The sequence below is a fragment of the Rothia sp. HMSC061D12 genome (assembly GCF_001836735.1).
Taxonomy (GTDB): domain Bacteria; phylum Actinomycetota; class Actinomycetes; order Actinomycetales; family Micrococcaceae; genus Rothia.
Genome location: NZ_KV830311.1, coordinates 151,209 through 163,663, shown reverse-complemented (window position 1 = coordinate 163,663; position 12,455 = coordinate 151,209). Strand labels below are relative to the sequence as shown.

The following is a 12,455-nucleotide window of genomic DNA, read 5'->3' as shown; positions in this document are numbered from 1 at the left end:
TACGGTGGTGCCGCTAGGAGTATGTCTGGTAAGCGAAGGAGACGACCATGGCAGACCGACTCACTGAAAAGAAGGAAGCTGCAAAGAAGGACGAGGCGTACCAGCCCCTCTGGGACACCGACCAGTCCATCCCGGAATACATGGCGCTACTCATGGGCGAGCAGACGCAGAAAAATGAAGACGTTGAGCTGCACGAAGCCTCCGACAGCGAAGACTCCGACGGTAGCAACGAACCGGAAGACACCTCAGAAGACACCCCGGAAGATACTCACGAATCTCGCAAGGACGACGAGGCGAACCACCCGGTAGCGCTCGCCTCCACTGAACAGGCTCAGCAAGAGCAGGCTCAGGCAACGCACGCCTACGGCGAGTACGTTCGGCTGGAACACCTCGGTCTGCAACCGGGCGCTATTCTGCCGGTTATTCCTGAGCCGTTCTTCGGCATCCCCGACTCGGAACTTATCGAAATGCGCCTGCTGGACCGCTCGCTTGAATCCTCCGCACCCATGCAGGCGTGCGCCGCCCACCTGAACCCGGTCAAGGCTGAGGAGAACCCCATATCGCGGGCGGCCGAGCTGCAACCGGTGGGCTACGTTCCCATCAATAATCCGTTGGCTGGCTCCAACATTGAAGAGATCGAGGGTCAGCGCACCTTCTGGAAAGCCGTGCTTATTGTCCTACTGATACTGAACCCGTTTGTGCTGGTTCCTTTGGTGAGCATGTTCGATAATAATGCCGGTATGTCGATGCTGTTCTTCTTCATCATTATCGGTCTGGGATCATTTTTTGTGGTGCCGATCCTGTGGATTGTGGGTATTGTTCAGGCTGTGAAGCATAAGAACCGGCTGAGGGAACTCATCCAGAAAACAAAGACGGTACATGCCGAGTTCTGGTACTACCTGGTGTACAACCGCCTGCCGGACGACTACACGGGCATCAACGGATACACGAAGAAACATGGTTTTTTCGATGAGTATGAGGCGCTGAAAAGGCGGGAACGTGTAAAGCTACGCGAGTCTGCGGCACCGCGCGAGGCCGCCGCACAGCGCGAGCCTGCCGCACTACATAAGCCCGCCGCGCATCCTGGCTCACCCGATGTAGAGATACAAGACTAACCTCAAGCCAATCCACACCGTAAAACGACCTGCCCCTCCACACACGTAACACCGCGTGGAGGGGCAGAGGCGTCTTTTTTGTGTCATATTCGGGTTTCTTTGTCTGTTGTCCGGCGAGGGTTAATATTCCATTTACTTTGCCTTGATAGGGTGAAACCATCACGAGCGTTGCGACTAAGCAGAGCGAGGCGGGCACCCGCCGAAAACGGCGAGTTAGCCTGCCGCCGCGCCTCAATGATTAGCCGCACCTCAACGATTAGCTGTATCCACTCATCGATAGATTAGGAAAAGAACGATGTCCCAGAACCCGAACCCTGAACAGTACAACCAGTACTCCCAGCAGGCACCCTCCTACTCGCAGGCGCCGGGTCAGCAGCCCAACGGTTACGTAGTCTCCTCCAAGGACGACCAGAACATGGCGATGCTCGCGCACCTGGCTTCTGCAATTCTGTCTCTGCTGTCCTTCGCATCCGCAAGTATTCTCGCGCCGCTGGTCATGTGGTTCATCTACAAGGACAAGCCCGGTTACTCCTTCACTAAGGAAGCATCCCGCCGCGCGTTCAACTTCAACTTCTCCCTGTGGGTCATCAGCATGGCTTCCTGGCTGCTGATTATTCTGACCTTCGGCATCCTGGGCATCATCCTGTGGGTCGTCCCGATGGTTGTGGCTATCCTGATGGTTATCTTCCACAGCCTGGCTGCTCTGGCCGCAAACCGCGGTGAGCAGTACACCTACCCGATGACCTTCATCGAGATCATCAAGTAGTCTTCATAAGCTCATACCGGTAGCGCCCCCGTCCAAATATCGGATGGGGGCGTTGCCGTGCCCGGTGAGGCTCACCGGCACCGGATCTGGCACGCCTACCGCCCCGTAACACGGGACTTAAAGGGACGGGCACGGTATCATTAGAAGAGCTGTGCCTACCCGAAACATGAGGCGGTAGGTCGCCGCCGCGCCGTGAAATCCGGTGCGTATCTTCAAGGCTTTCAAGGAGCACAAAAATGTCAGCTGTCGTGATTGTGGGCGCCCAGTGGGGCGATGAGGGTAAGGGTAAGGCAACCGACCTGCTCGGCCCCCGCGTAGACTACGTGGTCAAGCCCAACGGCGGTAACAACGCCGGTCACACCGTGGTGGTGAACGGCCAGAAGTTTGAGCTGAAGCTGCTGCCCGCGGGTATTCTGAGCGATAACGCCGTCCCCGTGATTGGTAACGGCGTGGTTGTTAACCCCGAAGCTCTGTTCGCTGAGATTGACGGCCTTGAGGCACGCGGTGCAGACACCTCCCGCCTAAAGATTTCCGCTAACGCACACCTGGTCGCACCCTACCACCAGACCATGGACAAGGTGACCGAGCGTTTCCTCGGCAAGCGCGCTATCGGCACCACCGGCCGCGGTATCGGCCCCGCCTACATGGATAAGGTTGGTCGCCTCGGCGTGCGTGTTCAGGACATCCTGGACGAGTCGATTCTGCGTCAGAAGGTTGAGGGCGCACTGCGTCAGAAGAACGAACTGCTGGTGAAGGTCTACAACCGCCGCCACGTTGAGGTCGACGAAATCGTCGAGTACTTCATGTCTTACGCTGAGCGTCTGAAGCCGATGATTGTGGACACCACCCAGCTGCTGAACAAGGCGCTGGATGAGGGTAAGACCCTGCTGATGGAGGGCGGCCAGGCAACCTTCCTGGACGTTGACCACGGCACCTACCCGTTCGTGACCTCCTCCAACCCGACCTCCGGCGGCGCATGCGTCGGTTCGGGTGTGGGCCCGACCCGCATCTCCCGCGTGATCGGTATTCAGAAGGCGTACACCACCCGCGTGGGTGCTGGCCCCTTCCCGACTGAGCTGTTTGATGAGATGGGCGAGTTCCTGCGCACCACCGGTGGCGAGTTCGGTGTGAACACCGGCCGTCCGCGTCGTTGCGGCTGGTACGACGCCGTGCTGGCGCGTCAGGCTGTGCGCATCAACGGCTTCACCGACCTGTTCATCACCAAGCTGGACGTTCTGACCGGCCTGGAGAAGATTCCGGTCTGCGTGGCTTACGACGTTGACGGTGTGCGCCACGACGAGATGCCGATGACTCAGACCGAGTTCCACCACGCTAAGCCGATTTTCGAGTACTACGACGGCTGGACCGAGAACATTTCGGATGCGAAGAGCCTGGATGAGCTGCCCGAGAACGCCCGCAAGTACGTGCTGAAGCTGGAAGAGATTTCTGGCTGCCGTATCTCCGCGATTGGTGTGGGCCCGGATCGTGACCAGACCATCGTGGTCCGCGACCTCATCAACGAAGACTAAGCTAATAAGCTCAATACGTGAAAGCCCCCGGAGGCTACCTTACAGGTGCCTTCCGGGGGCTTTCACGTAGTTGGTGGTGATGTCTATGATCAGCATCGTAAGAAGCATCCAGAGAATTACCCATGGAAAGTTCACTTTGGCCCGTGGCGTGCAGGGTATATGGATGTCACGATTAATAACTTTGTCATGCGGTATGGAATGCATGACATCGAAGAAGAAGTGAAAAAGACCCCAAAGAAGTACACCGATATGCCAAAGTATAAACAGGATGAATATCTGTGTACAAAAGTTGAATTTTAATATATAAAAGATAGGCTCTGAAATTATTAATATTCAGAGCCTATCTTTATTTCTTTATAATTTATAAAATTCCGCGCTCGTCAAGATCTCGCAAAACAGATAGAAATGTCATGAATTTAACATCACTGTCATATCCACATTGAGGTGTCCAACCCAGCCAGCTATATGCTTTATGCATATCTCCGCCCTCTTTCACACAACGCTTGAAATCCTCGGGGACGGGGGTAAGACCCACCTGAGGTTTGCCGTACATCCGGTAAAGGAAGAGAGCCTCAGTCGCCTCATAAGCTACCTCGTTGTAGTGGAACTTTCCATCCCCCCACCCGGCAGTGATACCTTCACGAGTAGCCCAGATAGCAATAGGGTAGTGCGGGTCATTGACCGAAATATCGCTATATGGCGAAGTAGCAGGAAGATCCTTAACCACGGGCCTACCCTTCACATGGTACAGAAACTCAAGAAGCTGCCCACGAGTCATCGCAGGCTGGGGAGCATTCTTATTCTTCTGAAGATAAAGACGGCGGCCGTGAGTAATAAGCCCAGTGCACTCCGCCCAAGCAATCACCTTATCCTGGTAATCACCCGGGGTATTGTATTCAGACTCATTAATGCAGGTAACTTCCAGTTCATCACCCGGAAAAGGAGAAAAAGTCTTAGGGCGCAATTGCGCTGCAGAAGCAGGCGCCACCGCAGACAACAAGAGAGAAGCAGCGGCAAAAGTACACGCCGCACCCTTCACAAACGGTTTCAACAGCATCGTTGACTCCTCAAAAGAAAATAGTGGTTGGTTCTAAGACAATCCCAGTCTCATTAACTAGAAGTTTAGACTTTCTTGGCTTTCAAGGGAAGGTTGAAACTCTACAACTCCCAGATATCTTAAAAAGAAAATCCAAGACTCACCACAACACCCCAGCCCCCAGCGCCTCCGAACCTGCACATGTGACCAGGCGGGGCGTGTGCCGTATGCTGGAAAGAGCGCCCACACACGTGGCGCCAAAGCGTTCAGAGGAGGAGAACGATGACCTACATTACCGGAGCCATCTACCCCAGCGGCGACCGCATCCGCATAGGCGCACCCGAAGAAGAAACCCTCAACGCCTACCAGCAGCCCAACACCGCCGTAGCCCTCGGATACGCCAACCCCGACATCCACGAACTACACGCCCTGCAAAAAACCTTCAACCTGCACGAACTCGCCATCGAAGACGCCGGACGAGGCCACCAGCGCGCCAAACTAGAACGATACGGCGACTCCCTCTTCACCGTCATCCGCCCCGCCATCTACCTCGACAAAGAAGAAGAAGTGCGCCTCAGCGAACTGCACCTCTTCACCGGCCCCCGCTACACCCTCGCACTCGTTCGCGACGAACAACGCAGCAACCAGCGCATCAACGACCAGTTCAACCTGCTCTACGCCACCCCCGATGCATCCCCCGCCCGACTGCTGCACCGCATCCTCGACAGCACCGTCGACGGGTACGCACCCGTGCTCGATGGCCTCGAAAACGACAGCGACGAAATCGAAGACATCCTCTTCTCCCACAGCGAGCGGCGCGACGCCAACTCCCTCGCACGGCGCATCTACGAACTGCTCAACCAGGTCATCGACTTCCAGCGTGCCTGCCGACCCCTCGAATCCATGATCGGCCGCATCATCGAAGGGATGCGCACCGGCGCGCTCGACCCCTCACCCTACCCGGGCGTATCCGACGAAGAAAAGAACGAAGAAGCGGTCGAGCTCGCCCGGCAGTTCCGCAACGTGCTCGACCACGTAACCCAAACAAAAGAACGCCTCGAAGACCTTCGCAGCTCCCTCGAAAACGCACTGCGCGTGCACGACACCCTGCTCGGTCAGCAGCAGAACGACGACACCAAGAGAATCTCCGCCTACGCGGCGCTACTCATGGTGCCCACCATCGTTGGCTCCGTGTACGGCATGAACTTTGAGGTCATGCCTGAACTCAAATGGGAGTTCGGCTACCCCGCCGCGCTGCTACTCATGGTGGGTTCCTGCCTGCTTCTCTACTGGTTCTTCAAGAAGAATAAATGGCTCTGATATGCGCGTATGCCGCATAAGGCATACACGATATACCTTATGCGGCGCGGTCGTACTGGGCACGCATTGCGCGGCGGCAATCACGACGCTCACGCTTGAACTTCTTACACACAGCCTCCGAATCGGCAAACATGTAGAAGTCCTCCGGCTCAGCCGACAGACCCAAAGTCGACAGCTCAACCAGCGACAGCATCGCGTAGAACATCTCGCGGCGCAGCTCAAAATTGCAGGCACCCGGAGCGGACTCCACCGCAAACACGCCGCCGGTGCACTCCAGCGCGCGCATCGCCCAGTGCTGAGTCCACAGGTCACCATTGACCGGGCTCACGCCCAGACGAGTCAACGCCAAGCCGGTACCCTGCACACGCTCAAAGCGCAGGCACATCTCCAGGTCCTTCTCCAGGGGGAACACGAACAGCAGAGCGTTCTGTGCCGCCGCACGCAGCTCAGTCAAGTTCGCCTCGTAACCGGAAGCACCCTGAGTCAGGTGACGCATCACGCGGCCCATCGTCGAAGACGCCGGCGCGGTGCGGAAGCACGAACCGTCAGCTACCAGCTGCTCCAGAACGCCGCGGAGCTCCTCCACGTTGAAACGCTCCATACGGACGATGGTGCCCGCCTGCATCAGCAGGTTGAACTCTGCATCACGGCACAGCTGCTCATCGGCGGTGCAGGAAATCTCTGCGTTTGCGTACTGGCTCTCGTGAGTGGTGTTGTCCATGACCGTTCCTTCCGTAGATGCTGAATCAACCTAGCGGCAACACCGCAGGAGACGGTGTGCCCGGTCGGAAGGATCGTCCCTTCCAACACCTACACTCTATGAGCGACCCCTGACACGATAAGCAGTTTTTAATCTACCCCGGGGTAAAACTGGGAAAATTCTGAAAAATTCTGAAACCACCCGTGAAACCCAGCGAAGCCGCCCGTGAAACCTAGCGAAACCCCGTGAAACAGAGAAAACCGGGTGCCCCCAGTTGGGAACACCCGGTCACTTACACGAAATAAGACGGCGCAACTAGCGCTGACGGTACAGCAACCACAGCATATACACGCCACCCAGCGCGCCCGTCACCAGGCCCACCGGAATCTGGAACGGCGCCAACGCACGAGCCGACACAAAATCAGCCAGCACCAAAATTACCGAACCCAACAGCGCCGAATGCCACATCGCCATACCCGGAGTGTTCCACAGGCGGCGCGCAATCTGCGGGGCAACCAGCGCCAAGAAACCAATCGGACCCGCAACAGAAATCGCCACAGCCACCAGAAGCACGGCAGCCGCCACCAGCAGGTTCACGGTCCTCTTCACCGGCAGACCCAAACCCGCCGCCAAGTCATCGCCGAGCTCTAAGACGCGCAGGCGATGCGTCAGCATCAGCACCAGCGGAATCGCCACCAGCAGCAGCACCGCCTGCACCGACACCTGATTCCACGACAGCGCATTTAGCGAACCGTGTTGCCAGGTCTTCGCCGCCTCCGCCTTCTCCAAATCACCGCGTGTGATTAGGTAATCGTTCACTGAACTGAGCATCGCACTCACCGCAATACCGATTAGCACCATCTTCTGACCCATCGTCGCGCCACCGCGCGCACCCGCCAGAAGCATCACCACAGCCGCCGTCGCAAAACCGCCAATAATAGCGCCCATGCCCATACCCACGCCGGTAGAACTCAACGACCCAATCAGCACCACAGACAGGGCACCGGTCGCCGAACCCACCGTGAAGCCGATAATATCCGGCGAACCCAGAGCATTACGCGAAACTGACTGAAAAATAGCGCCCGACAAGCCCAAAGCCGCACCAACCACCACGGCTGCAAGCATACGCGGCAGACGCTGATTCAACACCAGCTGACGCTCAATCTCCGTGCCCTCACCCTGAAAAATCAGGCGAAACACCTGATCAGGGCTCATCTGATAACTACCAAACACCAGGGAGGCGACCGCCGCCACCACAAGCACCGCCACCACCAGCAGGGTACGCGGAATAGGGGTGCGGTAACGCCCCGGAATACGCACGGACCCGGCTACAGAACGAGACACAACGCTCACAATAAAACCTCTCAGAAACCGGGACCTACGAACCAGATACGCCAGTCGAACCAGACGAACCACCCACAACAGGGCGGTGAGCACGATGCGCCCCGTGCTCCGACACATGAGCCGGGCCCGCCTCGTCGTGCGCCTGCGCCTTCGAACCCAAGCGGCTCTTCTTCGCACCGCGCGCACCGGTACTCAAATGCAGCACCAGAGCCATCAGCACCGGGGCACCAATAAAGGCGGTCACAATACCCACCTCAAGCTCGCTCGGCATGACCAGGATGCGGCCCAGAATATCGGCGGCAAGCACCAGCACCGGGCCGTACACCAGCGACAGCGGCAGCACGCGCGCAATATCGGAACCCACCAGCAGACGCACCACATGCGGTACCACCAGACCCACAAAACCAATCGGGCCCGCAATCGCAGTCGCCGCACCACACAGCGCCATAATCGCAATGATCGTCGTGCCACGAACCATTGTCACCGGCACGCCCAGGCCGGCTGCCGCATCCTCACCGAGCGCCAGGGCGCGCAGGGGGCCAATCAGCATGAAGGACAGCACCAGCCCCACCGCCACAAAGGGCAGCGCCGAGAGCACCTGCTCGAAGGTGCGGTTCTCCAGCGAACCCACCACCCAGAAACGGTGCGAATCAAAAGCCTTGGAATTAAACATCGTGATAATGCCGGTGATAGTGCCCAGGCAGGCGTTCACCGCCACACCCGTAAGCACCAGACGTGCCGTCGAATCCAGGTTCGGCTTAGAATCCACCAGGCCCATGACAAACACCAGCGCCGCCGCCAGACCCGAACCGGCCAGCGCCAACCACAGCTGTACGAACGGGGAGGACACCCCAAAAACGCCCACGCCCACCACCACGGAGGCGGCAGCACCCGAGTTCACACCCAGCAGGCCCGGCTCAGCCAGCGGGTTGCGGCTCAGCGCCTGCATGAGCACACCCGACACCGCCAACGCGGCACCAACCAGCAGCGCCGCGGCGGTACGCGGGGCACGCTTCGCCCAAATCAGTTTCGATTCGATGGTGTTCGCCTCCGGGTGGAGGAAACCGTCAATCGAGCGGTCCAGGGCGAACATGCGCGAACCCACCGCAAACGACAGCGCGCACAGCAGCACCAGCAGAACGCCGCCAATGATGAGCGCAACCGCCAAGCGGGAGATGGACTTGCCGCCCTTACCATCCGAGGAGGCGCCAGAGACGGCGTCCGAAGAAGCGGAGAGGGCACGAATTTTCGCCAGGGAAGCAGCGCTGACAGTAGGTCCTTCGCTGACGGCGGGTCCGGAAGAGGTGGTGGTCTGTGGGGTCATATGCCTTGGAGGTGGTGGAGGAGCGGCTTGCTCCCGTGCGGACGGAGGGTGCTTAACGTATCAATAGATGAGTATTAAGTATTGCATATGCAAATATGAGGTTATCCTAATAAAATGGCAAATATGACGAACAAGATCACCCGCCGCTCCTTCGGCGCACTCGCACTCGGTTCCTTCGGCGCCCTCGCCCTGGCGGCTTGCGGCTCCTCCAACACTTCCGGCTCTTCCTCCTCCGCGTCCGCTTCTGCGACCGGTAAGAAGGTGGCACCCTCCGCCCTGCCTTCCGGCATGGGCACCACCACCGTTGACGGCGAATTCCCCCGCACCGTCAAGCACTTCCGCGGTGAAACCACCATCAGATCCGCACCCTCCAAGGTCGTTATTCTCTCCACCGGACAGCTCGACGGCGTGCTCTCCCTGGGCATTGTGCCCGTCGGCGCCGCAACCGCAGGCGACGCCGACCTGGTCCCCACCTACCTGAAGACCAAGTTCTCCGATAAGTCCGCAGAGCTCGACAAGATCGCCAAGGTCGGCAAGCGCACCGACCCCGACCTGGAAGCCATCGCAAACCTCAAGCCCGACCTGATCCTCATCAACAACACCAACAAGAAGGATGAGGTGTACGAGTCCCTCGCCAAGATCGCCCCGACCGTGGTCACCGAGGGCACCGGCATCAACTGGAAGCAGGACTTCCTGCTGATTGCCGCCGCGCTGGGCACCACCGAGAAGGCTGAGAAGCTCATGGAGGAGTACAACACCAAGGCAAAGTCGGTCGGCCAGAAGGCCGGCACCGAGAAGACCTTCTCCTTCCTGTACGCTTCCGCTGACCGCACCCGCATCTTCGCGAAGTCCTCGTTCGTGGGCTCCATCTGCGTGGATGCATCCCTGGCACGACCCGCGGCTGCGCAGGTTGAGAAGACCTCCGTGGACCTGAGCGCCGAGCAGCTTGACCAGGCTGACGCCGACTACCTGTTCTACGGTGTGCAGGGCGGCGATGACTCTAAGCTGACCAAGGAGGCCCTGTGGAGCACCCTCAAGGCTGTCACCGAGAAGCACGCACACAGCGTGGATGCTGACATGTTCTTCCTGAACGCTGGCCCGGCTGCCGCGCTTGGCGTTCTGGAGACCATTGAGAAGGCGCTCTAAAGGCTCTAGCCTCTCGTAGAGATTTGTAGAGAATCACTGAGTTCCACCAAGAATCACTGAAGCCCCGCATTCTTGCCTCTCATGCCCGTGCATGAGGGTGAGGAAGCGGGGCTTTCTGCACGCTGTGCACCTGTTTTTTGCCCGCCGGATGCACTTGTGACCGGATTCGGTGCGCGTCCGCCCGAAATAGGGTCTAATGGGGGTAGAAGGCGTAGCGGTACCGTTGCCCGCGCCTGACACACCGAACCTTCCACACCGATTAATTCACCGACGAAATGAGCACGTAATGCCGAAGAATAAGCCCTCCGAAGAGACCCTGGCGCAGGTACGCCGCGTCATCGACGCACTCAACGAGCGTGGCGCCCGCAAGCAGGCAATCCGCCTGAAGGTGACCCGCCCCGATGCACCGCTGCCGCAGACTGCTTCCAAGTTTGGTGGCCGCCCCTACCTGCCCGCCGGGGAGTCTGCGCCGACCAATGAGAAAGGTGAGCCGCTGGGCATGATCGCGCAGATTAACTGTGCCGACCTGCCCGAAAATGATATCTACCCAGCAACCGGTCTGCTGCAGTTCTGGATTAACCCCAACGACGAAAAGTGCTTGTGGGGTTACGACTACAAGAACCCGCTTTCGCAGAAAAACCACCGCGTGGTCTACTACGAGACGTTGGATGAGCCGAACCCGGATGCCCCCTTCCCGACCGTGAATTGGGATAAATACGATTGGCCTCTGGGCCCCGAGGGCGAGGACGTTTCTGAGGCGACCACCGAGTACGCACTTGCCTTCGAGACCTGGGAACAGAGCTTCCTGGACGGTGGCCTCGAAATCTACGACCAGTTCGCTGACGCCTGGGATGAAATGTACCCGGACCAGAAGCTTCCCGAGAACCCGAACGCACGCGATAACGCCTCCTACAACCTGCTGGAGCCCTTCGAATCGGATGAGAGGGATTACTCGTATATTGGCGGCTACCCTTCGTTCGCGCAGGGTGACCCGCGCGATGAGTTTGAGGAGCTGCGCGGCCACTCGGTGAACCTGCTGACTATCGAGTCGGAGTGGGGCGAGGATGCTGAGGAGGACGTGTACGTGATATGGAGTGATGCCGGTGCAGCGAACTGGCTGATTACCCCGGAGGCACTTGCCGCCCGCGACTTCTCGCAGGTCGTCTTTGAGTGGGCTTGCAGCTAGACACCGTACTACTTTCACACCGCCACATCATCAATGAGGAGACTCTAAAATGCTCGACAACAAGCCGTTCAAGGACATCGAGAAGCAGGCGAAGCACGTTATCGACCTGCTCAACCAGGAGGGTGCCCGCAAGAAGGCTATCGCGCTGAAGCCCTTCGTTCCCGCCGATCCCTTGCCGCAGACTGCATCCAAGTTTGGTGGCCGCCCGTACCTGCCCGCCGGGGAGTCTGCGCCGACCAATGAGAAGGGTGAGCCGCTGGGTATGATTGCGCAGATTAACTGCGCTGACCTGCCCGAAAACGACCTGTACCCCGCCACCGGTCTGCTGCAGTTCTGGATGGACCCGAACGACGAAGAATGCCTGTGGGGTTACGACTACGAGAACCCGCTCTCTCAGAAGAATCACCGCGTCGTCTACTACGAGACGTTGGGCGAACCGAACCCGGACGCCCCGTTCCCGAACGTGGACTGGGACGAAGGCGGTTGGCCCATCGGCGGTTTCGACTGTGAGAGCGGCCCGCTCGAAATTGAGTACGGCATGACCTTTGAGGTGCGTGAGCAGGGTGTGACCGCATCCGGCTACGACTACTATGACCTCTTTGGCAAGAAATGGGATGAAACCTACCCGGATGAGTTGCTGCCCGAGGCGCACAAAAACCCGTATAAGAACCAGCCTCGCCGCGAAGCTCTCTACGAGCTGACGGAGCCTTTCGAATCGGAGGAAGAGTACTCCCACGTGGGCGGATACCCGTTCTTCGTGCAGAATGACCCGCGTGACGAGTTCAAGGAGCTGCGCGGCCACACGGTGAACCTGCTGACTATCGTCTCCGAATCGGAGAACGAGGAGAACGAAGACGAGGAGATTGAGATCATGTGGGGTGATGCCGGTGCGGCGAACTGGCTGATTACTCCGGAGGCGCTTGCCGCCCGCGACTTCTCGCAGGTCGTCTTTGAATGGGCTTGCGGCTAAACGTGGTTTTGGCTGAATA

Annotated in this window: 11 protein-coding genes; 7 read left to right on the top strand and 4 right to left on the bottom strand. The window is 58.6% G+C overall.

Going from position 1 to position 12,455, the window contains the following annotated elements; all coding sequences use genetic code 11:
- Positions 1-47 precede the first annotated feature (47 nt).
- The 3 genes from HMPREF2682_RS09070 (at position 48) to HMPREF2682_RS09060 (ending at position 3,410) form a co-directional block, all read left to right on the top strand.
- Complete coding sequence (locus HMPREF2682_RS09070; RefSeq protein WP_049353466.1) at positions 48-1,115, top strand: pyruvate ferredoxin oxidoreductase; 1,068 nt, start codon at positions 48-50, stop codon at positions 1,113-1,115.
- A 295-nt stretch (positions 1,116-1,410) separates the two neighbouring features.
- Positions 1,411-1,881 (top strand): DUF4870 domain-containing protein, encoded by a 471-nt coding sequence (locus tag HMPREF2682_RS09065; RefSeq protein WP_012904287.1) that lies wholly within the window; start codon positions 1,411-1,413, stop codon positions 1,879-1,881.
- A 236-nt stretch (positions 1,882-2,117) separates the two neighbouring features.
- The gene (locus tag HMPREF2682_RS09060; RefSeq protein WP_049327414.1) at positions 2,118-3,410 is read left to right on the top strand and encodes an adenylosuccinate synthase; all 1,293 of its coding nucleotides are present in this window, start codon (positions 2,118-2,120) and stop codon (positions 3,408-3,410) included.
- A gap of 361 nt (positions 3,411-3,771) precedes the next feature.
- On the opposite strand, the gene HMPREF2682_RS09055 is transcribed toward HMPREF2682_RS09060, so the two are convergent.
- Complete coding sequence (locus HMPREF2682_RS09055; protein ID WP_070833445.1) at positions 3,772-4,467, bottom strand: S-layer homology domain-containing protein; 696 nt, start codon at positions 4,465-4,467, stop codon at positions 3,772-3,774.
- A gap of 261 nt (positions 4,468-4,728) precedes the next feature.
- Here HMPREF2682_RS09055 and HMPREF2682_RS09050 point away from each other — a divergent pair, with 261 nt between their 5' ends.
- Positions 4,729-5,766, top strand: coding sequence for a magnesium and cobalt transport protein CorA (locus HMPREF2682_RS09050; RefSeq protein ID WP_005507281.1), 1,038 nt, complete (start codon positions 4,729-4,731; stop codon positions 5,764-5,766).
- Between the two features lie 37 nt (positions 5,767-5,803).
- Here HMPREF2682_RS09050 and HMPREF2682_RS09045 read toward each other — a convergent pair whose 3' ends face one another.
- The 3 genes from HMPREF2682_RS09045 to HMPREF2682_RS09035 all read right to left on the bottom strand — a co-directional run bounded on the left by HMPREF2682_RS09045 (position 5,804) and on the right by HMPREF2682_RS09035 (position 9,134).
- Complete coding sequence (locus HMPREF2682_RS09045) at positions 5,804-6,487, bottom strand: hypothetical protein (RefSeq protein WP_049350446.1); 684 nt, start codon at positions 6,485-6,487, stop codon at positions 5,804-5,806.
- Between the two features lie 294 nt (positions 6,488-6,781).
- Positions 6,782-7,819 (bottom strand): FecCD family ABC transporter permease, encoded by a 1,038-nt coding sequence (locus HMPREF2682_RS09040; RefSeq protein ID WP_083321787.1) that lies wholly within the window; start codon positions 7,817-7,819, stop codon positions 6,782-6,784.
- 25 nt (positions 7,820-7,844) lie between these two features.
- Positions 7,845-9,134 (bottom strand): FecCD family ABC transporter permease, encoded by a 1,290-nt coding sequence (locus HMPREF2682_RS09035; RefSeq protein WP_070833443.1) that lies wholly within the window; start codon positions 9,132-9,134, stop codon positions 7,845-7,847.
- 123 nt (positions 9,135-9,257) lie between these two features.
- Between HMPREF2682_RS09035 and HMPREF2682_RS09030 the strand changes: the two genes are divergently transcribed.
- From HMPREF2682_RS09030 to HMPREF2682_RS09020, 3 genes are all read left to right on the top strand, one after another.
- A complete protein-coding gene (locus tag HMPREF2682_RS09030; protein WP_246827303.1) occupies positions 9,258-10,280 on the top strand; it encodes an ABC transporter substrate-binding protein in 1,023 nt (340 codons plus the stop codon).
- A 286-nt stretch (positions 10,281-10,566) separates the two neighbouring features.
- Positions 10,567-11,466 (top strand): YwqG family protein, encoded by a 900-nt coding sequence (locus tag HMPREF2682_RS09025; RefSeq protein ID WP_049357894.1) that lies wholly within the window; start codon positions 10,567-10,569, stop codon positions 11,464-11,466.
- 49 nt (positions 11,467-11,515) lie between these two features.
- A complete protein-coding gene (locus HMPREF2682_RS09020) occupies positions 11,516-12,436 on the top strand; it encodes a YwqG family protein (RefSeq protein ID WP_070833439.1) in 921 nt (306 codons plus the stop codon).
- Positions 12,437-12,455: the final 19 nt, after the last annotated feature.